Source organism: Lysobacter antibioticus (assembly GCF_000731095.1).
GTDB classification, from domain to species: Bacteria; Pseudomonadota; Gammaproteobacteria; order Xanthomonadales; family Xanthomonadaceae; genus Lysobacter; species Lysobacter antibioticus_B.
On the sequence record NZ_JMTZ01000036.1, the window covers coordinates 14647 to 38692 of the forward strand.

Sequence of the window (24046 nt, forward strand, 5' to 3'; positions counted from 1 at the left end):
GCGGGGCAGGGCGGCGCGTCGGAACGGGGCGCCGGCCTGGCCCGGTTCGCCGGAGCCGGGGTGGGGCGCGGTCGCGGCTTGCGCCGCTCCTACCCCGAGGCGCTGAGCCGGGCAGGCGTCCCGGCCCCTCGGGCTGCTAGAATCGGCGGTTCTCATCCGCATTCAAGACCATCGGACATGATCGAGCTCAATCCCGTCCGCCAGCGCATCGCCGACCTCCGGGGCCGGCTGGATTCGCTCAGGGGGTATCTTTGACTACGACAGCAAAGTCGAACGTCTCGAAGAAGTAAACCGGGAGCTCGAAAGCCCCGATATCTGGAACAACGCCGAACAGGCCCAGGGCCTGGGCCGTGAGCGCGCCAGCCTGGAAAAGGTGGTCGACGGTATCCGCCGTCTCACCGACGGGCTGGTCGGCGCCGACGAACTGCTCGAACTGGCCGAAATGGAAGACGACGAGTCGACCGCGCTGGCCGTGGTCGAGGACGTCGAGCGCTACGCCAAGCAGGTCGAGGAACTCGAGTTCCGGCGCATGTTCTCCGGCCCGATGGACGCGGCTTCGGCCTTCGTCGACATCCAGGCCGGCGCCGGCGGCACCGAGGCCCAGGACTGGGCCGAAATCCTGTTGCGCATGTACCTGCGCTGGGCCGAATCGCGCGGCTGGAAGGCCGAGCTGATGGAAGTCAGCGGCGGCGACGTGGCCGGCATCAAGTCGGCGACCTTCCGCGTCGAAGGCGATTTCGCCTACGGCTGGCTGAAGACCGAGACCGGCGTGCACCGCCTGGTGCGCAAGTCGCCGTTCGACTCCGACAACCGCCGCCACACCAGCTTCACCTCGGTGTTCGTGTCGCCGGAAGTCGACGACAAGATCGACATCGAGATCAACCCGGCCGACCTCAAGACCGACGTCTACCGCTCCTCGGGCGCCGGCGGCCAGCACGTCAACAAGACCGAATCGGCGGTGCGCATCACCCACGTCCCGAGCGGGATCGTGGTGGCCTGCCAGACCGAGCGCAGCCAGCACGCCAACCGCGACCGCGCCATGAAAATGTTGGCGGCGAAGTTGTACGAGCTGGAAATCCAGAAGCGCAACGCCGTGCGCGATGCGGTCGAGGCGACCAAGTCCGACATCGGCTGGGGCAGCCAGATCCGCAACTACGTGCTCGACCAGAGCCGCATCAAGGATCTGCGCACCGGCATCGAACGCAGCGACACCCAGAAGGTGCTCGACGGCGATCTCGACGAATTCGTCGAGGCCAGCCTGAAGTCGGGCCTGGAAGTGGGTTCGAAACGCATCGACGCGGTTTGAAAGCCGGGATTCGGGAATCGGGTCCTGTAGCCGTCGCGTCTGTCAGGTCGTCATCCCCGCGAAGGCGGGGATCCAACGACTTCAGAGTGCGCATCGGTGAAGCTCTGGATCCCCGCCTTCGCGGGGATGACGGGCTGAAGGGGGAGGGAGCAGAAATGCGTTGCCGTATACACGCCGACTGCTGCCGTCCCTCCATTGCCTTGCTCGCCCGCCAAGACCGTCCGCATCCGCCACGCCGTCTCCACGCCTGCCGCCGACCGCCACTCAAGCGCCCGCGCCGCGACTTCAGTAATCTGCATCCCTCCAGCTTTCCCAAGCCCTACCTGAAACCCAGACCATGACCGACGACACCAGCCTGCCGCCCATCGACGAGAACCATCTGATCGCGGAGCGTCGCGCCAAACTCACGGCCATGCGCGGCGAGGGCATCGCGTTCCCGAACGATTTCCGCCGCGGCGATTTCGTTGGCGACCTGCAGGCGCAGTACATCGACGCCGAGCATTGGACCCAGGAAGCGCTGGACAGCGAGGCGCGCCGGGTCGCGGTCGCCGGCCGCATCCTGCTCAAGCGGGTCATGGGCAAGGCCAGCTTCGTCCAGATCCAGGACGAGTCGGGGCGCATCCAGTTGTTCCTGCAGGCCAACGCGCTCGGCGAGACCTACGACAAGTTCAAGGGCTGGGACGTCGGCGATATCGTCGCCGCCGAAGGTCCGATCACCCGCACCAAGACCGGCGAGCTGTCGGTCAAGGCCGAGACCCTGCGCCTGTTGACCAAGGCCTTGCGTCCCTTGCCGGACAAGTTCCACGGCCTGGCCGACGTCGAGCAGCGCTACCGCCAGCGCTATGTCGACCTGATCGTGTCGCCGGACGCGCGCGACGTGTTCGTCAAGCGCTCCAAGATCATCCGCTCGATGCGCGCCTGGCTGGATACGCGGCGCTTCCTCGAAGTGGAAACGCCGATGATGCATTACATCCCCGGCGGCGCCGCGGCCAAGCCGTTCACCACCCATCACAATGCGCTCGACCTGCAGCTGTACCTGCGCGTCGCGCCGGAGCTGTACCTCAAGCGCCTGGTCGTCGGCGGCCTGGAACGCGTCTACGAGATCAACCGCAATTTCCGCAACGAGGGCGTGTCGACCCGGCATAACCCCGAGTTCACCATGCTCGAGTTGTACGAGGCCTACGCCACCTACACCGAGATCATGGACCTGACCGAGGCGGTGATCCGCCACGCCGCGACCGACGTGCTCAACACCACTCAGGTCGAATGGGACGGCAACCCGATCGACCTCGGGCCGAAGTTCCGCCGCTGGTCGATGATCGATGCGGTGCTCGAACACAACCCCGAGATCAAGCGCGAAGAACTGCGCGACCTCGACGCCATGCGTGCCCACGGCGCGCGCCTCAAGGTCGCGGTCAAGCCGGGCTACGGCTGGGGCAAGCTGCTGCTCGAAATCTTTGAAAAGACCGTCGAGCACACTTTGATCCAGCCGACCTTCATCACCGATCATCCGGTCGAAGTGAGCCCGCTCGCGCGCGCCAACGACCTCGATCCGGAGCTCACCGACCGTTTCGAGTTGTTCATCGGCGGCAAGGAATTGGCGAACGGTTTCTCCGAGCTCAACGACCCGGAAGACCAGGCCGCGCGTTTCCAGGCCCAGGTCGACCAGAAGGACGGCGGCGACGACGAGGCCATGCACTACGACGCCGACTACATCCGCGCGCTCGAAGTCGGCCTGCCGCCGACCGGCGGTCTGGGCATCGGCATCGACCGCCTGGTGATGATGCTGACCGGCTCCTCGTCGATCCGCGATGTGCTGTTGTTCCCCTATATGCGTCCCGAAGCCGGACTCTGAGCCGCCCCGGGCGGCGGCGCCCGGCGGCATCCGGTCCGCATGGGCCGCATGGCCGCTAGCGCCGGCCAAACCCATCGGCCAAACCCATCGACCGAGTCCAAACGCAGGCAAGCACAATGGACGGCCAACGCGGGTTGGCCGTTTCTTCAGTCGCCCCGCGTTGAACCGTGACGTACAGCGCTCATTCGCAAGCTTGGCCCGGACGAATACCGGGCGAAGTCGGATCGTCTAGGGACCTTCGGCGGCTGTCACGGGCATCCTGGCGGGGTATGCTCCCAGATCGGTCACCACAGGGGGTGACCCCATTACGGAAGCCGGTGTGAACGTCGTTATCGTCGATGACCAAACGTCCGCGCGGACCATGTTGCGCCACATCATCGAGGACATCGCGTCCGAGTTGTCGGTGCACGATTTCGGCGAGCCCGAGGCCGCGTTGGCGTGGTGCGAAACGCACCAGCCCGATCTGTTGCTGCTCGACTATCGTATGCCGGGCATCGACGGGCTGGAGTTCGCGCGCCGTTTCCGCCGCCTGCCGATGCACCGGGACATCCCGATCATCCTGGTGACGGTGGTCGGCGACGAACCGGTGCGCCAGGCCGCACTCGAAGCCGGTGTGATCGATTTCCTGGTCAAGCCGGTGCGCCCGCGCGAGCTGCGTGCGCGTTGCCGTAACCTGTTGCAGTTGCGCCAGCAGTCCGAGAACGTCAAACAGCGGGCCCTGTCGCTCGAACAGCGGCTGCTGTCGAGCATGCACGAGGTCGAGGAGCGCGAGCGCGAGACCTTGTCGCGACTGGCCCGCGCCATCGAATACCGCGATGCCGGCACCAGCGCCTACCTGGAGCGGATGTCGCACATCGCCGGCCTGATCGCCGAGCAGTTGGGCATGTTCGAGGACGAGATCCGGGTCATCGAGATGGCCGCGCCGCTGCACGACATCGGCAAGATCGCCATTCCCGACGCGGTCCTGATGAAGCCCGGCCCGCTGACCGAGGAGGAGACGGCGGTCATGCGCCGCCACCCCAAGATCGGCTACGAACTGCTCAGCGGCAGCCAAAACCGGTTCATCCAGGCTGGGGCCCTGATCGCCTTGCGCCACCACGAGCGCTACGATGGCAGCGGCTACCCGGACGGGCTGGTCGGGGACGATATTCCCCTGGAAGCCCGGATCGTGGCGGTCGCAGACGTGTTCGACGCCCTGATTTCGCCGCGTCCCTACAAAAAAGCCTGGGACGTGGAGGAGGCATTGGGGTATATGTACGCTCAGCGCGGTCGTTTGTTCGATCCACGTTGCGTGGACGCCCTGATCCGCAGCCGGGCCCGGCTCGACGAAATCTGCGATCGTTATTCGGCCAGCTTCCCCCGTCCCGGCTTGGAGTAGCCGATGGCTTCCACCCTGCGCGTGGTCAAGGAGCGCCTCTCGAACCGCCCGGACAGCGAGCATGGGCAGGCGTTGGTGCGGCTGGTCATCGCCTGCCTGATCGTCGCCTACCTGCTGGGCCTGCAGGCCTTCGACCAGGACAGCGTGGCCACCCAGACCATGCTGTGGGTGATGTCGGCCGAATCGGTGGTCGGCCTGGGCCTGATGGCGGCGATCGTGCGTTGGCCCGGGGTCTCGCACCTGCGCCGCTGGATCGGCATGCTCGCCGACTATTCGACCCTGGCGATGCTGATGTCGCTGGACGCGCCCTCGCTGGCGCCGCTGTACGTGATCGTGCTGTGGGTAACCATCGGCAACGGCCTGCGCTACGGCACCACCTACCTCTACACCGCCGCGTCCCTGGCCGGCGCCTCGTTCCTGGCGGTGATCCTCAAGAACGACTACTGGCGCGGCCAGCCCTATCTGTCGACGGGCCTGTGGCTGGGCCTGGTGGCGATCCCGGCCTACCTGTCCTCGTTGCTGCGCAGCCTGCAGAAGGCGACCGAGGACGCCCGCCGCGCCAACGAGGCCAAGAGCCGCTTCCTGGCCAACATGAGCCATGAGTTGCGCACGCCGCTCAACGGCATCATCGGCATGGCCGAACTCATGCACGGCACGCGGCTGGCGCCGGACCAGCGCGAATACGCCGACGTCATCCACGCCTCGGCGCAGTCGCTGCTGTTGCTGGTCAACGACGTGCTCGACATTTCGGCGATCGAGGCCGGCAAGCTGCAGCGCCGCGACATCGATTTCAACCTGCAGGAAGTGATGAAGCGGCTGCAGAAGATGCTGCAACCGCTGGCCGCGGCGAAGGGGCTGACGCTCAAGGTCGACGTCGAGCAGGACGTGCCGGTGCGTCTCAACGGCGACAGCGCGCTGCTGACCCAGGTGCTGTTGAACCTGCTGCACAACGCGATCAAGTTCACCGAGAAGGGCGGGGTGTCGCTGGTCACCCGGCTGGTCGGCGGCGCCACCGGTCCCGGCACGCCCGGGATCGAGCGCCAGGTGCGCTTGCGCTTCTCGGTGCGCGACACCGGCATCGGCGTGCCGAGCGAGGACGTCGACCGCATCTTCCAGGCCTTCGAGCAGGTCGACAACGGCCCGACCCGCCGTTTCGGCGGCACTGGCCTGGGCACCACGATCGCCAAGACCCTGACCCAGTTGCTCGGCGGCGAGATCGGCCTGGAAGCCAATCCCGGCGGCGGCAGCCATTTCTGGGTCGAGCTGCCGCTGCGCCTGGAAGAGGCCGCCCTGACCCAGCCCGATGCGCAGCAGGAGGGCAGCGGCAAGGTCATCTCGTTCGAGGACCCGTTCCTGCGCCACAAGACCCGGGTGCGCAGCCTGCGGGTGCTGATCGCCGACGACCAGTCGGCCAACCGCACTGTGCTGACCCGCATCCTGGAGCGCGCCGGTCACCGCGTGCAGGCCGCCAACGACGGCGAACAGGCCCTGGACCAGCTCGAGCTCGGCCAGTTCGACCTGGCCGTGCTCGACATGCACATGCCCGGCCTCAGCGGCCTGGACGTGATCCGGCAACTGCGTTTCATGCAGGCCGGCAACGGCCGCCGCACGCCGACCATCATCCTCAGCGCCGATGCGACCCTGCAGGCCTCGGAAGCGGCCAGCGAAGCCGGCGCGATGGCGTTCCTGACCAAGCCCATCGTGGTCGGGCGCCTGCTCGAAACCATCGCCGACGTGGTCGATTCGCAGCGCATGCCGGCGGTGCGCGCGATCAGCGACGTCAGCCGTCCGCTGACCAACCCGGCGGTGTTGGCCGAACTGGCCGAAATGGGTTTGGGCGATCAGTTCCTGCGCGATTTCGTCGAGCAGTGTTTGAAAGACGCGCAGTCCTGCCAGACCGACCTGGAAGCGGCGGCGGTGGTGGCGCGTTGGGACGAGTTCCGCGAGATCGCTCACGCCTACAAGGGCGTGGCGGAAAATCTCGGCGCGCACTCGATTGCGGAGCGCTGCTCGCAGGTCATGCGCGCAAGCGACGAAGTACTCGTTCGCGAGTGTCCGAAACTGGTCGTGGACCTCGCGACGCAATTGTCGGCGGTGGCCGACGTCAGCCGTCAGGAAGTGGCGCGCCTCAGTCGCGGCAACCGCGGCAAGGACGTCCCCGACGTTTCTTGACAGCATCCTGCCACGCGAGGCGCGTGGCAGGCCCCCCCCTGTAAGACATCAGGCCAGCGCCAGCGCCGGCGCGGTCGCGCCGGCCCGGCGCTGCTGCGCACGCACCAGGCGTTCCATGGTCTTGAGCCCGCGATCGTTGAGGCGCATCGCCGCATCGACCCATTCGGTGGTCACCGACAGCAGCTCGTCCAGACTGACCGGACGGCAGGCCTGACGGACCGTGTTCATCGCCCGCAGGGCATTGCCCATGCGCTGGTTGCGCTTGATCTGCTCGGACGCCGCCTGCAAGCCGTAACCGCGCGGCACGACCTGGTCGACCACGCCCATGCGCAGCAGTTCTTCGACCGGATAGACGCGGGCGTTGAGCATCATGCGTTCGGCCTGGACCGGGGTGACCCGGCGGGTCAGGAAGGTGTAGGCGCCCATGCCCGGGAACAGGTCGAACAGCACCTCCGGGAAGCCCATGCCGGTGCCGGCCTCGGCGATGATGGTGTGGCAGCACAGCGCGGCCTCGAAGCCGCCGCCGAGCGCATCGCCCTGGATCACCGCGATGCTGTGGACCCGGTCTTCGTGCAACTGATAAAGATTGAAGGCGACTTCGATGCACAGGCATGCGTACTCGAGCAGGCGCTGGCGGTTGCCGCTGCGGATCATGCGCGAGAACAGCGCCAGGTCGCCGCCCAGGTTGAACACGTCGGCGTCGGAAGCAAGCACGAAATGGCGGATGCCGGCGCGCGGATCGCAATCGGAAGCCAGTTCGCGGCGAATGCGTTCCTGCGCGCGCTTCATGTCGTGCAGCAGGTGCTCGGAGAAGCAAGGCGAGTAGGGCGCGTCCTGTCCATGGACGTGATTGGCGGGCTGGGCGTGCATATAGCCCCAGTCGGTACCGCTGGCCGGGTCGGCGACATGGCGGAACAGGGCGGGGACATTCGCGATTGGCAGACGGGCGGACATGGACATGGCGGACTCCTAAAGGACGGGTGGCGGGTCGGGATACCCGCGTTTCGATGCTACACCTCGCCCAGGCATCGTTCAGACAAGGTTCGGCCTTCGTCCTGGCGCATTCATTTCCGGCACAAAACCGGGGCTGGACCCAAACGCGAATCGGGGCTGGGGCCGGCCCGGGCGGACACGAAAAAGGCCCCTCGGGGAGGGGCCTTCGGGAGCGGCGCCAGGGCGCCGGTTCGTGCCGCGGGGCTTACTTGGGCGCGTCGCGCAGCTCGCGGCGCAGGATCTTGCCGACGTTGGTCTTGGGCAGCTCGGTGCGGAACTCGACGAACTTGGGGTGCTTGTAGCCGGTCAGGTTGATCCGGGCATGCGCCTTGACGTCCTCGGCGGTCAGCGCCTGATCCTTCTTCACGATCACGACCTTCACCGCTTCGCCGGACTTGTCGTCGGGCACGCCCACCGCGGCCACTTCGAGCACGCCCGGCATCATCGCGATCACGTCCTCGATCTCGTTCGGATACACGTTGAAGCCCGACACCAGGATCATGTCCTTCTTGCGGTCGACGATGTAGAAGAAACCCTGCTCGTCCATGCGCGCCATGTCGCCGGTGTGCAGCCAGCCGTCGTCGTCGATGACGTTGGCGGTTTCCTCGGGGCGCTGCCAATAGCCCTTCATGACCTGCGGGCCCTTGATGCACAGCTCGCCGACTTCGCCGATGCCGAGCTTGTTGTTGTTCTCGTCCTTGACGCAGGCGTCCGTCGAGGAGATCGGCAGGCCGATCGAGCCGTTGTACTCGGCCAGGTCCATCGGATTGATGCACGCCGCCGGCGAGGTCTCGGTGAGGCCGTAGGCTTCGACCAGGGTGATGCCGGTGACTTGCTTCCAGCGATCGGCGACCGCGCGCTGCACGGCCATGCCGCCGCCGAGGGTCAGGTGCAGATGCGAGAAATCGACCTCGTCGAAACCCGGCGTGTTGAGCAGGCCGTTGAACAAGGTGTTGACGCCGGTGATCGCGGTGAACGGCGTTTTCTTCAGTTCCTTGACGAAGGCCGGCATGTCGCGCGGATTGGTGATCATGTGGTTGAGGCCGCCGAACTTCATGAAGACCAGTCCGTTCGCCGTCAACGCGAAGATGTGGTACAGCGGCAGCGCGGTGATGATGATCTCGTGGCCGGGCTTGGCGTTGGCGCCGACCCAGGCCGCGGCCTGCTGCATGTTCGCGACCAGGTTGCGATGGGTCAGCATCGCGCCCTTGGCCACGCCGGTGGTGCCGCCGGTGTACTGCAGGAAGGCGATGTCGTCCGGCGAGATCTCGATCTCCGGCAGCTTGTGCATCTGCCCGAGGGTGAGGGTGTCGCGGAAACGCACCGCGCCGGGGATGTCGTAGTCCGGCACCATCTTCTTGACGTACTTCAGCACGAAGTTCATCACCGGGCCCTTGAGCCCGCCGATCATGTCGCCCAGGCCGGTGCTGATGACCTGCTTGACCTGGGTCTGGCCGACCACTTCCTGCACGGTCTTGCCGAAGTTGTCGAGCACGAAGATCACCGCCGCGCCGGAGTCGTCGAGCTGATGCTTGAGCTCGCGCGCGGTGTACATCGGATTGGTGTTGACCACGGTCAGGCCGGCGCGCAACACGCCGAAGGTCGCGATCGGATACTGCAGGCAGTTGGGCATCATGATCGCGACGCGATCGCCCTTCTTGAGCTTGAGTTCGCCGAGCAGATACGCGGCGAACTGCGCGCTGAGCCGGTCGATGTCGCCGTAGGTCAGTACCTTGCCGAAATTGGAGAAGGCGGGACGGTCGCGATAATTTTCGATGGCGTTTTCCAGCACCGATACGATGGACGGGAACTCGTCCACGTCGATCTGCGCCGGCACGCCTTCAGGATACTGAGCAAGCCACGGTCGTTCGAAACTCATCGCGATCCCCTCTCTAATCGCTCATCGATTCTGGCCGCCGGCCCGCTGTGTGCGCTGCCGTACGGTATTTTCTCGATTGGAGCATAGGCTCTACTGACTGGCAAGGCGATGCTGCGAAGGGCGGTGCGGACATTGTCCGCGGCCTTGCCGACCTGTCACGATGGCGCTACGAGGGGGCGCGCGAACGGTCGTGCGAAGCGGCCACCGCCGCCGGCGAAAGGACTGCGGCAAGGGGACTGCGGTAAAGGGAGGTTTCCGGTGAATAGTGCGAACAGTCGCGAGAATGGGATCGCCGTGCGGCGAAAATCGAGCCTCGGGCCGCCATGGCGCCGGTTCGTGCTGGCGGCGGTCCTGGCGTTGTCGTCGACGGCCTGCGGCCGCGACCCGCCCGAGCAGCGCCTGCGCGACTCGGTGACGCAATTCCAGGCCGCGATCGAGCAACGCGACGCACCGGCCCTGCAGGAGTGGCTGGCGACCGATTTCGTCGGCCCCGAAGGACTGGACCGCGAAGGCGCGCGCCGGCTCGCGGTCGGCAGTTTCCTGCGCTATCGGCAACTCGGCGTGACGGTCGGCCCGCTCGACATCGCCATGCAGCCCGACCACGCGACCGTACGTTTCAGCGCGGCATTGACCGGCGGCTCCGGCCAGCCCCTGCCCGAGGCGGCCCGGTTGTACGAAGTGGAGACCGGCTGGCGCGAGGACGACGGCGACTGGCGTATGACTTCGGCGCGCTGGAGCGCGAAGCTGTAGTCCGCGAGCGTTCCGCGGCGCCGGGGCGATGCCCCGGCAAGCGCAAGCAGGACCCCGGATACGACGAGAGCGGCCGAAGCCGCTCTCGCAGGTGCCGGTGGCCGTAAGGCCGGGCGTTTTTCGTTCGTGCCGGCGCCGATCAAGCCGCCTTGCGTGCCGCCAACTGGCGCAGCACGTAATGCAGGATGCCGCCGTGGCGGCTGAAGAGCGACGCTAACGCGCCACGGGCGCGTGTCGCTCTGAAGGCCGATAGCCGTGGGGCTATCGGCGGGTCTTCCGCTCGGTCAATTGCTGCTCAAGCCGCCTTGCGCGCAGCGAGTTGGCGCAACACGTAATGCAGGATGCCGCCGTGGCGGAAGTACTCGACTTCCTTCGGCGTCAGCAGCAGCACCTTGACCTCGATCGTCTTGTGGCTGCCGTCGGCCTTCTTGGCGACCAGAGTGGCGGTCTTGGCCGCGCCGTCGTCGAGACCGACCACGTCGATCACTTCCGAACCGTCCAGACCGTGGCTCTGCGCGTTCTCGCCGTCCTTGAACTGCAGCGGCAGCACGCCCATGCCGACCAGGTTGGAGCGGTGGATGCGCTCGAAGCTCTCGGCGATCACCGCCTTGACCCCGAGCAGGTTGGTGCCCTTGGCGGCCCAGTCGCGCGAGGAGCCGGTGCCGTATTCCTTGCCGGCGAACACCACCAGCGGCACGCCGTCGGCCTTGTACTTCATCGCCGCGTCGTAGATCGCCAGCTTCTCGCCCTGTGAAGGCCGGCCGTCACCGCCGTCCTTGGAGAAATACAGCGTGTTGCCGCCTTCCTCGCCGCCGAACATCAGGTTCTTGATGCGGATGTTGGCGAAGGTGCCGCGCACCATCACGTCGTCGTTGCCGCGACGCGAGCCGTAGCTGTTGAAGTCGGCCGGTTGCACGCCGCGCGCGATCAGGAAGCGGCCGGCGGGCGAGTCTTTCTTGATGTTGCCGGCGGGCGAGATGTGGTCGGTGGTGATCGAGTCGCCGAACAGGCCCATCACGCGCGCGCCGCGGACGTCGTCGATGTTGCCGACCTGCATGGTCATGCCGTCGAAGTAGGGCGGGTTCTTGATGTAGGTCGAGTCCTCGTCCCACTGGAAGGACTCGCCGTCGGGCGAGGCGATCTGGTTCCAACGCGTGTCGCCCTTGAACACGTCGGCGTAGTTTTGCGCGAACAGTTCCGGGCCGACGGTGGCGGCGATCATGTCGCCGATTTCCTTGTTGCTCGGCCAGATGTCGCGCAGGTAGACGTCCTGGCCGTCGGCGCCCTTGCCGATCGGCTCTTTGGTCAGGTCGATGTTGACCGTGCCGGCGATCGCATAGGCCACCACCAGCGGCGGCGAGGCCAGGTAGTTGGCTTTCACTTCCGGATGCACGCGGCCTTCGAAGTTGCGGTTGCCCGACAGCACCGAGGCGACCACGAGTTCGTTCTCGGCGATGCCCTTGGAGACTTCGTCCGGCAGCGGGCCGGAGTTGCCGATGCAGGTGGTGCAGCCGTAGCCGACCACGTAGAAACCGAGCTTTTCCAGGTCGGCGAGCACGCCGGCCTTGCGCAGGTAGTCGGTGACCACCAGCGAGCCCGGGCCGAGCGAGGTCTTGACCCAGGGCTTGGACTTCAGGCCCAGGCGAGCGGCGTTGCGCGCGAGCAGGCCGGCGCCGAGCATCACCGCCGGGTTGGAGGTGTTGGTGCAGGAGGTGATCGCGGCGATCACCACCGAGCCGTCGGACAGGTCGGCGTCCTGGTCGTGGATGCGGATCTTCGACACCGGCTTGGCGGCGAGGTGATCGGCCTGGGCCTGGGCGCCGCCTTCGCTCTTGAGCTCGTCGACCGCGCAGCCGAGCTTGGCGTTGCCGCCGTTGTTCGACTTGCGGTTGGCGATCAGCGGGCCGAGGTTGTCGTTGAAATTGGTGTGCACGTGTTCGAGCAGGACGCGGTCCTGAGGACGCTTCGGGCCGGCCATCGACGGACGCACCTCGCCGAGGTCGAGTTCGAGCGTGGCCGAATAGGTCGCATGCGGCTGGCCGGGTTCGTGCCACAGGCCCTGGGCCTTGGCATAGGCTTCGACCAGCGCGATCTGCTCTTCCGAGCGGCCGGACAGGCGCAGGTAGGTCACCGCTTCGGCGTCGATCGGGAAGATGCCGCAGGTCGCGCCGTACTCGGGCGCCATGTTGGCGATGGTCGCGCGGTCGGCCAGCGGCAGGTGTTGCAGGCCGTCGCCGAAGAACTCGACGAACTTGCCGACCACGCCGTGCTTGCGCAGCATCTGGGTCACGGTCAGGACCAGGTCGGTCGCGGTCGCGCCTTCCGGCAACTGGCCGGTCAGCTTGAAGCCGACCACCTGCGGAATCAGCATCGAGGAGGGCTGGCCGAGCATCGCCGCCTCGGCTTCGATGCCGCCGACGCCCCAGCCGAGCACGCCGATGCCGTTGATCATGGTGGTGTGGCTGTCGGTGCCGAACACGGTGTCTGGGAAGGCCTGCAGGTCGCCGTCGACCTCGCGGCCCATGACCACGCGGGCCAGGTTCTCCAGGTTGACCTGGTGGACGATGCCGGTGTTCGGCGGCACCACCTTGAAGTTCTCGAACGACTTCTGGCCCCAGCGCAGGAAGCTGTAGCGTTCCATGTTGCGCTGGAACTCGATCTTGCCGTTCAGGTCCAGCGCCTCGGGGCTGCCGAACACGTCGACCTGGACCGAGTGGTCGATGACCAGCTCGGAGGGGATCAGCGGGTTGATCTGGCGGGCGTTGCCGCCGAGCCGGCCGACCGCGTCGCGCATAGCCGCGAGGTCGACCACGCAGGGCACGCCGGTGAAGTCCTGCAGGACCACGCGCGCCGGCATGAAGGCGATCTCGGTGTCGGGCTCGCGGGTGGCGTCCCACTGCGCGACGGCCTCGATGTGGTCCTTGCCGACCGTGGCGCCGCCGTCTTCGTGGCGCAGCAGGTTTTCGAGCAGGATCTTCATCGAGTAGGGCAGGCGGCTGATGTCGTAGCGCTCGCCCAAGGCCGGCAGGCTGAAATAGGTGTAGTCGCGGCCGTTGACGGAAAGCTTGCGGCGGGTCGAATAGGAGTCGGGCATGTCGGTGGAGCTCCTTTGGTACGGCTGGCGTGCCGCTGGGGCGGCACGGAGGCTGGCGCGCCTGGGGGTATGGGCGCGGTGGCTGGCGATGGCGCCGATTATCGCTTTATCGGGTTCAGGAAGCGTGCAGACCATGGTCGCAAGCGCGCTACAGCGTTCCACCCCAAGCGTATGGACGGATCGCGCAAAGCCTTGCGCGGCGAGGGGCCGGCACACCCTCCGCGTTGCCGCGAAAGCCCTTTGAAGGCAAAATACGCGGTCGAGGCCGTGCCCTTCGTGGGCGCCCGCGGCCTTGCCTCCCAGCAACTCGCCACCAGCAACTCGCCACGTAAGTCCGAACGCGCCGGTCGCGGCGGCGGACCCACGCAGCCAGTGCCACGTCTTTACCGCTTCACTCCGACGGGAATCTCCATGCTCTCCAGCTATCGCCAACACGTTGCCGAGCGCGCCGCGCTGGGCATTCCGCCGCTGCCCCTGACCGCCCAGCAGACCGCCGAGGTCATCGAGCTGCTGAAAGCGCCGCCGGCGGGCGAGGGAGAGTTCCTGCTCGACCTGATCACCCAGCGCGTGCCGGCGGGCGTCGACGACGCCGCCAAGGTCAAGGCCTCGTACCTTGCCGCGGTCGCCTTCGGCACCGAGAAGAACGCGCTGATCAGCCGCGAACGCGCGACCGAACTGCTCGGCACCATGCTCGGCGGCTACAACATCCATCCGCTGGTCGAACTGCTCGACGACGCACAGGTCGGCACCATCGCCGCCGAAGCGTTGAAGAAGACCCTGCTGATGTTCGACGCTTTCCACGACGTCCAGGACAAGGCCGAGGCCGGCAATGCCAACGCCAAGTCGGTGCTGCAGAGCTGGGCCGACGCGGAATGGTTCACCAGCCGTCCGGAAGTGCCGGAAAGCCTGACCATCACCGTGTTCAAGGTGACCGGCGAGACCAATACCGACGACCTGTCGCCGGCGCCCGACGCGACCACGCGCCCGGACATCCCGATGCACGCCCTGGCGATGCTCAAGAACGCCCGCGACGGCATCGTGCCGGAAGAAGACGGCAAGCGCGGCCCGATCGCCTTCATCGAATCGCTGAAGGACAAGGGCCACCTGGTCGCCTACGTCGGCGACGTGGTCGGTACCGGTTCGAGCCGCAAGTCGGCCACCAACTCGGTGCTGTGGTTCACCGGCGAAGACATCCCCTTCATCCCGAACAAGCGCTTCGGCGGCGTGTGCCTGGGTTCGAAGATCGCGCCGATCTTCTACAACACCATGGAAGACGCCGGCGCGTTGCCGATCGAACTCGACGTGTCGCAGATGAACATGGGCGACGTGGTCGAGCTGCGTCCCTACGACGGCAAGGCCATCAAGGACGGCCAGGTCATCGCCGAGTTCGCGCTCAAGTCCGACGTGCTGCTCGATGAAGTGCGCGCCGGCGGCCGCATCCCGCTGATCGTCGGCCGCGGCCTCACCGCCAAGGCGCGCGAAGCGCTGGGCCTGCCTGCCTCGACCCTGTTCCGCCTGCCGCAGAACCCGGCCGACACCGGCAAGGGCTATTCGCTGGCGCAGAAGATGGTCGGCCGCGCCTGCGGCTTGCCGGAGGGCGAAGGCGTGCGTCCGGGCACCTATTGCGAGCCGAAGATGACCTCGGTGGGTTCGCAGGACACCACCGGCCCGATGACCCGCGACGAGCTCAAGGACCTGGCCTGCCTCGGCTTCTCGGCCGACCTGGTGATGCAGTCGTTCTGCCACACCGCGGCCTATCCGAAGCCGGTCGACGTCAAGACCCACCACACCCTGCCGGAGTTCATCTCCAACCGCGGCGGCATCTCGCTGCGCCCGGGCGACGGCGTGATCCACAGCTGGCTCAACCGCATGCTGATGCCCGACACCGTCGGCACCGGCGGCGACTCGCACACCCGCTTCCCGGTCGGCATCTCGTTCCCGGCCGGCTCCGGCCTGGTCGCGTTCGCCGCGGCCACCGGCGTCATGCCGCTGGACATGCCGGAATCGGTGCTGGTGCGCTTCAAGGGCGAAATGCAGCCCGGCGTGACCCTGCGTGACCTGGTCAACGCGATTCCGTTGGCTGCGATCAAGTCCGGCCTGCTGACCGTCGCCAAGCAGGGCAAGAAGAACATCTTCTCCGGCCGCATCCTCGAGATCGAAGGCCTGCCGCAGTTGAAGGTCGAGCAGGCGTTCGAGCTGTCCGACGCCTCGGCCGAACGTTCGGCCGCCGGCTGCACGGTCAAGCTCGACAAGGAACCGATCATCGAATACCTCACCAGCAACATCACGCTGCTGAAGTGGATGATCGCCGAGGGCTACGCCGATCCGCGTTCGCTCGCCCGCCGCATCAAGGCGATGGAAGGCTGGCTGGCCAACCCGCAACTGCTGGAAGGCGACGCCGATGCCGACTACGCCGCGGTGATCGAGATCGATCTGAACCAGATTGTCGAGCCGATCGTGGCGTGCCCGAACGACCCCGACGACGTCAAGACGCTGTCGGACGTGGCCGGCGCGGTCATCGACGAAGTCTTCATCGGTTCGTGCATGACGAATATTGGTCATTTCCGGGCTGCGGCCAAGCTGCTCGAAGGCAAGCGCGACATCCCGACCCGCCTGTGGGTCGCGCCGCCGACCAAGATGGACGCGTCCGAGCTGACCAAGGAAGGCCATTACGGCACCTTCGGCACCGCCGGCGCGCGCATGGAAATGCCGGGCTGCTCGCTGTGCATGGGCAACCAGGCGCAGGCGCGCGAAGGCGCGACCGTGTTCTCGACCAGCACCCGCAACTTCCCGAACCGTCTCGGCCGCAACACCAACGTCTACCTGGGCTCGGCGGAACTGGCGGCGATCTGCTCGCGCCTGGGTCGCATCCCGACCCGCGAGGAGTACATGGCGGACGTCGGCGTGCTCAAGGCCGACGGCGACAAGATCTACCGCTACATGAACTTCGATCAGATCGAAGACTACAAGACGGTCGCCGACACGGTGGCCGCGGCCTGATCGGCCGGCGGTAAACCGAGAAACGAAAAACCCCGGCTCAGGCCGGGGTTTTTTGTTGGGCGCGGCCGGCACGGTTCAAACCGCATGCGACGCATCTGCCCCTGCAGGAGCGGCGTAAGCCGCGACAAGCGAAGCGACGCAACCACCCGCACGACGCGGCAACCGGACCGAGCTCGCGGCTCGCGCCGCGGCTACAGGAGGTTTCGCCGCAGGGAAGCCGCGCTGCAAGGGGTAGGAGCGGCGCAAGCCGCGACTGGCGCAGCGACGCCAGCCACCCGTACGACACGGCAAGCGGACCGAGCTCGCGGCTCGCGCCGCGGCTACAGGAGGTTTTGCCGCAGGGAAGCCGCGCTGCAAGGGGTAGGAGCGGCGCAAGCCGCGAGAGGCGAAGCGATGTCACCCGCCCGCACGCCACGGCAACCGGACCGAGGTAGCGATTCGCGCCAAGCCTACAGGGAGGCCCCGCAACGACGCGCGGCCCGGCTCCTCAGCCCAAACGCGCCTCGATCGCGTCGACCATGGCGCGGCGGCGCAGCAGGAAATCCCAATAGCTGCCGCCGAGCTGGCGCCACAGCACCGCCGAACGCACCGCGGCCAGCAGGGCGGCGCGGACTTCGGCGACCACGCCGGGCTGGCCGAGGTAATGCGGGTTGCCCTGGACCAGCACCCGCGGGCGCAGGTGGCTCAGGGTCTCGGCGTACAGGCTGCCTAGGGCGGCGATGACGTCGGGATGGCTGCTGCCGAGGCGGCCGGCGGCGGTGGCCTGGCCGTGGATGCCGCGCAGGACCTTCTCGGTCATGGCGGCGTCGCGGACGAAGCGGCGCTCCAGTTGCAGCACGGCCAGGGCCAGCCGCGGCAGGTGCTCGTCGTTGGCGCGGTTGACGAAATAGTCCTGCAGCAGCACCAGACCCGGGCGCAGGTTCGCCAGGCCGCCGTAGACGGCCGCCGGGGTCGAGGCATCGATGCGGAACACCGAGTCCAGGGCGGTGTCGAGCACGGAGGCGTTGGCCTGGCCGGTGTCGGCGATGCGCCGCACCTGGCCCAAGGCCTGGGCCAGGCCGGCGAGTGCGAGTACGCGTTCGGAGAGGTCGGCCATTACGTAGTGGGTTCCTTGGGGGGCAGGGGGGCGGCGCAATCGGGTGCATCGGTGGCGGCGATCACCGCGCCACCCAGGCAAACCTCGCCGTCGTACAGCACCAGCGACTGGCCGGGCGTGACCGCGCGCTGGGATTGGGCGAAACGGACTTCCAAGCTGCCGTCATCGCGCACCGAGACTTCGCAGTCCTGGTCGGGTTGGCGGTAACGGGTCTGGGCGCTGCAGACGAAGCGGGCGGCCGGCGGCTGGCCGGCGATCCAATGGGCGGTTTCAGACCACAGGGTCTGCGAATGCAGCCAGGGGCTGTCGCTGCCCTGGTCGACGTACAGCACGTTGGTCGCGACGTCCTTGCCGACCACGTACCAGGGCGCCGGCTCGAAGCCGCGCACGCCGCCGATGTTGAGGCCTTCGCGCTGGCCGAGGGTGAAATAGAACACGCCCGGATGGCGGCCGACGACCTGGCCGGCCGGGGTGCGGATCTCGCCTTCGCGCGCCGGCAGGTAGCGCGACAGGAACTCGCGGAAATCGCGTTCGCCGATGAAGCAAATGCCGGTCGAGTCCTTCTTGGCCGCGGTCGGCAGTTGCGCCGCGCGCGCCATCTCGCGCACGTCGCGCTTGAGCAGGTCGCCGAGCGGGAAACGCGTGGCCGACAGCTGCGCCTGGCCGAGCTGGTGCAGGAAATAGCTCTGGTCCTTGCTGCGGTCGACCGCCCGCAGCAGGCGGAAGCCGGCCCCGGCCTTGTCGACGCGGGCGTAATGGCCGGTCGCTATGAACTCCGCGCCGAGCTCGCGCGCAGCGTCGAGGAAATGCTTGAACTTGATCTCGCGGTTGCACAGCACGTCCGGGTTCGGGGTGCGGCCGGCGGCGTATTCGGCGAGGAAGTGCTCGAACACCCCGGCCCAGTACTCGCCGGAGAAATCGCGGAAATGGATCGGCAGGCCGAGCCGGCCGGACACCGCGACCGCGTCGCGGCGGTCGTCCTCGGCGCGGCAGTCGCCGCTGCCGTCGTCGGCCCAGTTCTGCATGAAGAGGCCGGCGATCGGCTCGCCGGCGTCGCGCAGGCGCAGGGCGGCGACCGAGGAATCGACCCCGCCCGACATGCCCACGATGGTGCGTACCGATACGGCCATGAGGATCAGACCGGGTCGGGTGAGACCATTTGCTGCAGCAGATCCAGCGAATGGCGGCGTCCACCGAGGTAGTCGGCGACCACCCGCCAGACCAGCGGGCTGCGATGCTCGGGCGCGCGCGCCTGCAACTCGGCCGGGCTCATCCACAGGGCCTGGACGATGCCTTCGTCGAGGCTCCGGCCGGGGTCGTGGCGGACCGGTTCGGCGGCGAAGGCGAAGCGCAGGTAGTGGCGGCCGCCGGCGCCGTCCTCCTGCTGCGGCGCCTTCCACTGGTAGGCGCCGACGAAGGCAGTCAGGCGCACGTCCCAGCCGGTCTCCTCGCGGGTCTCGCGCAGGGCGGCGTCGATCAGGCTCTCGTCCGGCTCCAGGTGCCCGGCCGGCTGGTTGATCACCAGGCGCCCGCCGACCGATTCCTCGACCATCAGCAGGCGGCCGCCGTCGACCACGATGGTGGCGACGGTCACATCGGGTTGCCAGAAACGGCCTTCGCGGTAGCTCACGTCAGAATTCGTCCTGGCCGGGGGTAAGTTGCGATTCCATCTCGTCGGCCGCGCGGACGACATAGTCGATCGCATCGTCGAGGTCTTCCTGGCTCGCGTCGGCGTCCAGTTTGACCACGAACACGGCCACCGAGTCCTGTTTGACCCAGCCGCCCATCTTGCTGAGCTGGCTGTCCTCGAGCAGGCGGTTGGCGACCTCGGCCGGGAAGTCCTTGTCCGAGGTGCGGTAGCCCGGCGACCAGACCTCGCGGACCTGCAGCTTGCCGTAGCGCTCGGTGTGCGAGATCACGTAGGCCATCTGGCTGCGGTCCTCGTCGAGGCCGAAGGTCAGGGTGTAGTCGCCGTCCTTGTCGACTTCGTACTTGTAGCCCAGGGCGTCGAGCTGCTTGCCGATGCGCGGGTCGGCGGACTTGGCGGCGGCTTCGGCCTTGGCTGCGGCCGGCTCGGCCTTGGCCGGGGCGCTCTTGAGCGAGGCGGCGTCCGCCTTCGTCGTCGGCGCGGCCGTCGCCAGGACGGGCAGCAGCGAGAACAGCAGGGCAGGCAGGTAACGGGGCAGACGCATGAGGGTCCTTGAATTTCGCGGCGCCGGCGCAACCTTGACCGGCGGCTCCGACCAAGATGGCGGCGCTGCGGCATTTTGCAATGCGGCCGGGCATGCGTCCATGTCGCACGGCGGCCGCATCCACGGCGGGACAGGGCAGGGGTTTATAATCGCGCAATGGCAAAACAGACCGAACAAGAACACAGTCATGGCGTATTGGTGGAAACCGGCAAGCCCGAAGTCGCGCGGCCGCCGCTGTATTCCGTACTCCTGCTAAACGACGACTACACCCCGATGGACTTCGTGGTCGAGGTCCTGATGCGCTTTTTCCCGATGAACGTCGAAAAAGCCACCCAGATCATGCTCCATGTCCATACCCGCGGCCGCGGCGTATGCGGCGTCTTCACACGCGAGGTCGCCGAGTCCAAGGTTGCACAGGTGAACGAATTTTCAAGACTTCACCAACACCCCTTGCTGTGTACGATGGAAAAGGCCTAAAAGGTAGTTGTCGCACCCGTTGGGGCGGGGCATGGAAAAGCCGGCGAGCGCCCCCACGTAGCGTGCATACGTTCTGGAGGCTCCGCCCCATGTTCAGCAAGGATCTCGAATACAGCATCGGCCAGTGCTACAAGCGCGCCCGCGAGGCGCGCCACGAGTACATGACGGTCGAACACCTGCTGCTCGCACTACTCGACAACCCGTCCGCCGAGGCCGTCCTCAAGGCGACCAACGCCGACTTCGCGCGTCTGCGCAGCGACCTCGAACAGGCCATCGCGACCTCGGTCCAGGTGCTGCCCGACGACGTCGACCGCGATACCCAGCCCACTTTGGGTTTCCAGCGTGTGCTACAGCGCGCTGTCTATCACGTGCAGTCCTCCGGCAAGAAGGAGGTCACCGGCGCCAACGTGCTGGTCGCCATCTTCGGCGAGAAGGATTCGCACGCGGTCTACTTCCTCAATCAGCAGGACGTGGCCCGCCTCGACGTGGTCAATTACCTGTCGCACGGCATCGTCAAGCACAACGCCGAAGACAGCCACGGCCACCACGAGGAAAGCGAATCCAAGCCGGCCGAAGGCCCGGAGAGCGAAGGCAAGTCCGACGCCCTGGCCGAGTTCGCCAGCAACCTCAACCAGTTGGCCCGCGAGGGCAAGATCGACCCGCTGGTCGGTCGCGGCGACGAGGTCGAGCGCACCATCCAGGTGCTGTGCCGCCGGCGCAAGAACAACCCGCTCTACGTCGGCGAGGCCGGCGTCGGCAAGACCGCGATCGCCGAAGGCCTGGCCAAGCGCATCGTCGACGGCGACGTGCCCGAAGTGCTGCGCAACGCCACCATCTTCGCCCTCGACCTCGGCGCCCTGGTCGCCGGCACCAAGTACCGCGGCGACTTCGAGAAGCGCCTCAAGGCGGTACTGGCCCAGCTCAAGAAGCAGCCCGAGGCGATCCTGTTCGTCGACGAGATCCACACCATCATCGGCGCCGGCTCGGCCAGCGGCGGCACCATGGACGCCAGCAACCTGATCAAGCCGGCCTTGTCCTCGGGCGAGCTGCGCTGCATCGGTTCGACCACGTTCCAGGAATACCGCGGCATCTTCGAGAAGGACCGCGCGCTGGCGCGGCGCTTCCAGAAGATCGACATCGTCGAGCCGACCGTCGGCGAGACCTACGAGATCCTGCAGGGCCTCAAGCCCAAGTACGAATCTCATCACGGCGTGACCTATGCCGACGAAGCCTTGCAGGCCGCGGTCGACCTGTCGGTCAAGCACATCGGCGACCGCCTGCTGCCGGACAAGGCCATCGACGTCATCGACGAAGCCGGTGCGCGCCAGCGTCTGTTGCCGGAGAACGTGCGCAAGCAGCTGATCGACATCGAAGAGATCGAGATGATCGTGGCCAAGATGGCGCGCATCCCGACCAAGCAGGTCTCGGCCAGCGACAAGGACGTGCTGCGCAACCTCGAACGCAACCTCAAGATGGTCATCTTCGGCCAGGACGCGGCGATCGAGACCCTGGCGTCGGCGATCAAGCTGGCGCGCTCGGGGCTTGGCAACCCGGACAAGCCGATCGGCAACTTCCTGTTCGCCGGCCCGACCGGCGTCGGCAAGACCGAGGTCACCAAGCAGCTCGCCCTGCAGCTCGGCATCGAGCTGGTCCGCTTCGACATGTCCGAGTACATGGAGCCGCATTCGGTCAGCCGCCTGATCGGCGCGCCTCCGGGCTACGTCGGTTTCGACCAGGGCGGCCTGCTGACCGAGAAAATCGTCAAAACCCCGCACTGCGTGCTGTTGCTCGATGAGGTCGAGAAGGCGCATCCGGACATCTTCAACATCCTGTTGCAGGTCATGGACCGCGGCACGCTCACCGACACCAACGGTCGCGAGGCCAACTTCAAGAACGTGGTGCTGGTGATGACGACCAACGCCGGCGCGGCCCAGGCCTCGCGGCGCTCGATCGGCTTCACCAAGCAGGACCATTCGACCGATGCGATGGAAGTGATCCGCAAGGGCTTCAGCCCGGAATTCCGCAACCGCCTCGATGCGGTGGTGCAGTTCCAGGCGCTGGGCTTCGATCACATCCTGCGCGTGGTCGACAAGTTCCTGATCGAACTGGAAGCGCAGTTGCACGAGAAGAACGTGACCTTGACCGCGACGCCGACCGCACGCGATTGGCTGGCCCAGCACGGTTTCGACCCGCAGATGGGCGCACGTCCGATGGCGCGCGTGATCCAGGACAAGATCAAGCGTCCGCTCGCCGACGAGCTGTTGTTCGGCAAATTGGTCGGCGGCGGCCGGGTCACCATCGACGTGCGCGACGACGAGCTGATCGTCGACGCCCATGCCGAGCCGGAGCGTTTGCTGCCGGTCACGGTCTGACCGCGCAAGCGGTGAGGGCATAAAAAAGGCGGCCTTCGGGCCGCCTTTTCGTTTCTGCCTGTTGGCGAACGCCTGTCAGCGCACGCGGCGATAGCTCTGGTAGGCGGTCTCGTCGATCTTCTCGACCGACTCGATGTCGCAGAAATCGCGCTGGGTCTTGACCCGGGTGCCGCTAGGGCAGACACGGCCCTTGGTCTTTTCGGCGGTCACCACGAGCTTCGGCGTGAAGCTCAGGTCGTAGCAACCCTTGCGTACGTTCAAGCGGTAGTAATTGTCGGCATCCTTGACCAGGACGGCCTTCTCTCCGACACGCGACAACTGGGCCTCGGCGCCGAGATCGACGCAGGCGTCGATCGGATCCGCGAACGCGACGGTCGCGGAAAGGCAGAGCAGGATGGCCAGAGCGGTCCTTGATAGCGGCAACATGGGGGCGTCCTAATTGAGCGAGCTCGGATTGAGCTGAGGCAAAGTTAGTCGCGTGGCGCCGCGCGCGAATCTGGAAGAAGTCGCTGTGACCTTCGTCACGGCATGACGTTTGGCATAAACGTTTTCGCCGCTTCGTGCATCCACGTGTGTTTGTGCTTCCTTTTCGATGGGCCGACGCAGCCGGCAAGCGCTGCGTTGTTTCGCCATGCCCGTGTCGCGATCTGTGAGGCCGCATCGCACAATTGCCGCAGTGCAGCTCGATCGCACAACGGACCCGATGCTAGCGTCGCCAGGCAACATCGGCAGGTTGCACTACACGCGCCTCGTCGCATCGTCGTCCGCCATCGAAGTTCGCTAGCGGGTTTCGCTGGTGATTCGCAGCAAGCGCCCATGGACGGCGAGCGCCGACGAATCTTCGTCGACTCAAGGAAGGAGTACCCGCATGAAGCTTCGCAAGTTCTCTCTCGCGGCCGTCGCCGCTTTCGCCTTCGGTTTTTCGGCTTGGGCCGTGGCGGGCATCTGGCCGGGTCCGTGCCAGGTGTGCCGCAACGCTTACCAGGCTTGCCAACTCGATCCCGATGCCGAGTGCGAAGCCGAATTCAGCCGTTGCCTGATCCAGGCCGGCTGCCCGCTGGAGTAGTCGCTCCGCTGCCCGTTTTATTTCACGCCGGTCGCAGCGGCAGCGATAGCCATGCCCGCGAGGCTGCGAGCCGGCGCCAAGACCACCGTCGTCCCACCCCGCCAAGGAAAGGAGCTCACTCATGCAACTGCGTCGTTTTTCGCTGGCCGCGATGGCCGCCTTCGCGTTCGCCAGCGCCGCATCGCTGACCGCGACCGCGGCCGATCCCTGCGATGGCTGCTGGCGCACCTACAACAAGTGCATCGAGGTCGGCAGCGACCCGGGCTACTGCGAGTACAGGGTCACACAATGCCTGGCGCGCTACGGCTGCCCGGCACCGCCGTTCTAGGTTCCAAGGGTAGGCTTGCCGGTCTGGGCCAGGGCGCTCGCCATGGAGGCGGGCGGCGGCGTAGCCGGCCGCCATGGCCGCGTAAGCA

General features: G+C 66.8%; 18 protein-coding genes. 10 read left to right on the top strand and 8 right to left on the bottom strand.

Annotated features, from left to right (window positions below; translation table 11 throughout):
* Positions 1-177 precede the first annotated feature (177 nt).
* The 4 genes from prfB to EX88_RS0112250 all read left to right on the top strand — a co-directional run bounded on the left by prfB (position 178) and on the right by EX88_RS0112250 (position 6711).
* Positions 178-1306 (top strand): peptide chain release factor 2 gene (gene prfB / locus EX88_RS0112230; RefSeq protein ID WP_144436410.1). Its coding sequence is split into 2 segments (ribosomal slippage): positions 178-252 and positions 254-1306, totalling 1128 coding nucleotides; the frame shifts between segments, so codons are not numbered across the junction.
* Positions 1307-1643: 337 nt separating this feature from the next.
* Positions 1644-3161: a lysine--tRNA ligase gene (gene lysS, locus EX88_RS0112240; protein WP_031372279.1), complete on the top strand. Its 1518-nt coding sequence runs from the start codon at positions 1644-1646 to the stop codon at positions 3159-3161.
* Between the two features lie 256 nt (positions 3162-3417).
* Positions 3418-4539 (top strand): HD domain-containing phosphohydrolase, encoded by a 1122-nt coding sequence (locus EX88_RS0112245; protein ID WP_425599977.1) that lies wholly within the window; start codon positions 3418-3420, stop codon positions 4537-4539.
* Between the two features lie 3 nt (positions 4540-4542).
* Complete coding sequence (locus tag EX88_RS0112250) at positions 4543-6711, top strand: response regulator (protein ID WP_051885051.1); 2169 nt, start codon at positions 4543-4545, stop codon at positions 6709-6711.
* A 48-nt stretch (positions 6712-6759) separates the two neighbouring features.
* Here EX88_RS0112250 and EX88_RS0112255 read toward each other — a convergent pair whose 3' ends face one another.
* Together EX88_RS0112255 and EX88_RS0112260 are read right to left on the bottom strand one after the other, a co-directional pair.
* Positions 6760-7671: a crotonase/enoyl-CoA hydratase family protein gene (locus EX88_RS0112255; protein ID WP_051885052.1), complete on the bottom strand. Its 912-nt coding sequence runs from the start codon at positions 7669-7671 to the stop codon at positions 6760-6762.
* Positions 7672-7909: 238 nt separating this feature from the next.
* A complete protein-coding gene (locus EX88_RS0112260; RefSeq protein WP_031372283.1) occupies positions 7910-9583 on the bottom strand; it encodes a long-chain fatty acid--CoA ligase in 1674 nt (557 codons plus the stop codon).
* A 336-nt stretch (positions 9584-9919) separates the two neighbouring features.
* Here EX88_RS0112260 and EX88_RS27130 point away from each other — a divergent pair, with 336 nt between their 5' ends.
* The gene (locus EX88_RS27130; protein WP_235186256.1) at positions 9920-10333 is read left to right on the top strand and encodes a nuclear transport factor 2 family protein; all 414 of its coding nucleotides are present in this window, start codon (positions 9920-9922) and stop codon (positions 10331-10333) included.
* A gap of 295 nt (positions 10334-10628) precedes the next feature.
* On the opposite strand, the gene acnA is transcribed toward EX88_RS27130, so the two are convergent.
* The gene (acnA, locus tag EX88_RS0112270) at positions 10629-13427 is read right to left on the bottom strand and encodes an aconitate hydratase AcnA (protein ID WP_031372285.1); all 2799 of its coding nucleotides are present in this window, start codon (positions 13425-13427) and stop codon (positions 10629-10631) included.
* 411 nt (positions 13428-13838) lie between these two features.
* Here acnA and acnB point away from each other — a divergent pair, with 411 nt between their 5' ends.
* Positions 13839-16427 carry a bifunctional aconitate hydratase 2/2-methylisocitrate dehydratase gene (acnB, locus tag EX88_RS0112275; RefSeq protein WP_031372286.1) on the top strand — a complete coding sequence of 863 codons (2589 nt, stop codon included), beginning with the start codon at positions 13839-13841 and terminating at the stop codon, positions 16425-16427.
* Between the two features lie 487 nt (positions 16428-16914).
* Here acnB and hflD read toward each other — a convergent pair whose 3' ends face one another.
* Genes hflD through EX88_RS0112295 form a run of 4 tightly spaced genes read right to left on the bottom strand, consistent with a single transcriptional unit; the run spans position 16915 to position 19715 of the window.
* Positions 16915-17523: a high frequency lysogenization protein HflD gene (gene hflD, locus EX88_RS0112280; RefSeq protein ID WP_031372287.1), complete on the bottom strand. Its 609-nt coding sequence runs from the start codon at positions 17521-17523 to the stop codon at positions 16915-16917.
* On the bottom strand, positions 17523-18653 hold the full coding sequence (gene mnmA, locus EX88_RS0112285; RefSeq protein ID WP_031372288.1) for a tRNA 2-thiouridine(34) synthase MnmA: 1131 nt from the start codon (positions 18651-18653) through the stop codon (positions 17523-17525). Before mnmA ends, hflD begins: the two co-directional genes overlap by 1 nt.
* 5 nt (positions 18654-18658) lie before the next feature.
* Complete coding sequence (locus EX88_RS0112290; RefSeq protein WP_031372289.1) at positions 18659-19153, bottom strand: NUDIX hydrolase; 495 nt, start codon at positions 19151-19153, stop codon at positions 18659-18661.
* A 1-nt stretch (position 19154) separates the two neighbouring features.
* Complete coding sequence (locus EX88_RS0112295) at positions 19155-19715, bottom strand: YbjN domain-containing protein (protein ID WP_235186257.1); 561 nt, start codon at positions 19713-19715, stop codon at positions 19155-19157.
* Positions 19716-19871: 156 nt separating this feature from the next.
* On the opposite strand from EX88_RS0112295, the gene clpS reads away from it, so the two are divergent.
* Together clpS and clpA are read left to right on the top strand one after the other, a co-directional pair.
* On the top strand, positions 19872-20192 hold the full coding sequence (gene clpS / locus EX88_RS0112300; RefSeq protein WP_031372291.1) for an ATP-dependent Clp protease adapter ClpS: 321 nt from the start codon (positions 19872-19874) through the stop codon (positions 20190-20192).
* A gap of 89 nt (positions 20193-20281) precedes the next feature.
* The gene (clpA, locus tag EX88_RS0112305) at positions 20282-22564 is read left to right on the top strand and encodes an ATP-dependent Clp protease ATP-binding subunit ClpA (protein ID WP_031372292.1); all 2283 of its coding nucleotides are present in this window, start codon (positions 20282-20284) and stop codon (positions 22562-22564) included.
* 75 nt (positions 22565-22639) lie between these two features.
* On the opposite strand, the gene EX88_RS0112310 is transcribed toward clpA, so the two are convergent.
* Positions 22640-22990: a DUF6491 family protein gene (locus EX88_RS0112310; RefSeq protein WP_031372293.1), complete on the bottom strand. Its 351-nt coding sequence runs from the start codon at positions 22988-22990 to the stop codon at positions 22640-22642.
* Positions 22991-23432: 442 nt separating this feature from the next.
* On the opposite strand from EX88_RS0112310, the gene EX88_RS0112315 reads away from it, so the two are divergent.
* The gene (locus EX88_RS0112315; RefSeq protein ID WP_031372294.1) at positions 23433-23630 is read left to right on the top strand and encodes a hypothetical protein; all 198 of its coding nucleotides are present in this window, start codon (positions 23433-23435) and stop codon (positions 23628-23630) included.
* 121 nt (positions 23631-23751) lie between these two features.
* Entirely contained in the window at positions 23752-23958 is a 207-nt protein-coding gene (locus EX88_RS0112320; protein WP_031372295.1) for a hypothetical protein, read from the top strand.
* Positions 23959-24046 lie beyond the last annotated feature (88 nt).

What these genes read in the sequence shown, in the direction of transcription:
- EX88_RS0112315 (WP_031372294.1), top strand. Translation starts at nt 23,433, where the DNA reads ATGAAGCTTCGCAAGTTCTCTCTCGCGGCCGTCGCCGCTTTCGCCTTC.
- acnB (WP_031372286.1), top strand. Translation starts at nt 13,839, where the DNA reads ATGCTCTCCAGCTATCGCCAACACGTTGCCGAGCGCGCCGCGCTGGGC.
- EX88_RS0112320 (WP_031372295.1), top strand. Translation starts at nt 23,752, where the DNA reads ATGCAACTGCGTCGTTTTTCGCTGGCCGCGATGGCCGCCTTCGCGTTC.
- EX88_RS0112250 (WP_051885051.1), top strand. Translation starts at nt 4,543, where the DNA reads ATGGCTTCCACCCTGCGCGTGGTCAAGGAGCGCCTCTCGAACCGCCCG.
- clpA (WP_031372292.1), top strand. Translation starts at nt 20,282, where the DNA reads ATGTTCAGCAAGGATCTCGAATACAGCATCGGCCAGTGCTACAAGCGC.
- hflD (WP_031372287.1), bottom strand. Translation starts at nt 17,523, where the DNA reads ATGGCCGACCTCTCCGAACGCGTACTCGCACTCGCCGGCCTGGCCCAG.
- EX88_RS0112295 (WP_235186257.1), bottom strand. Translation starts at nt 19,715, where the DNA reads ATGCGTCTGCCCCGTTACCTGCCTGCCCTGCTGTTCTCGCTGCTGCCC.
- lysS (WP_031372279.1), top strand. Translation starts at nt 1,644, where the DNA reads ATGACCGACGACACCAGCCTGCCGCCCATCGACGAGAACCATCTGATC.
- EX88_RS0112260 (WP_031372283.1), bottom strand. Translation starts at nt 9,583, where the DNA reads ATGAGTTTCGAACGACCGTGGCTTGCTCAGTATCCTGAAGGCGTGCCG.
- clpS (WP_031372291.1), top strand. Translation starts at nt 19,872, where the DNA reads ATGGCAAAACAGACCGAACAAGAACACAGTCATGGCGTATTGGTGGAA.
- acnA (WP_031372285.1), bottom strand. Translation starts at nt 13,427, where the DNA reads ATGCCCGACTCCTATTCGACCCGCCGCAAGCTTTCCGTCAACGGCCGC.
- EX88_RS0112310 (WP_031372293.1), bottom strand. Translation starts at nt 22,990, where the DNA reads ATGTTGCCGCTATCAAGGACCGCTCTGGCCATCCTGCTCTGCCTTTCC.
- mnmA (WP_031372288.1), bottom strand. Translation starts at nt 18,653, where the DNA reads ATGGCCGTATCGGTACGCACCATCGTGGGCATGTCGGGCGGGGTCGAT.
- EX88_RS0112255 (WP_051885052.1), bottom strand. Translation starts at nt 7,671, where the DNA reads ATGTCCATGTCCGCCCGTCTGCCAATCGCGAATGTCCCCGCCCTGTTC.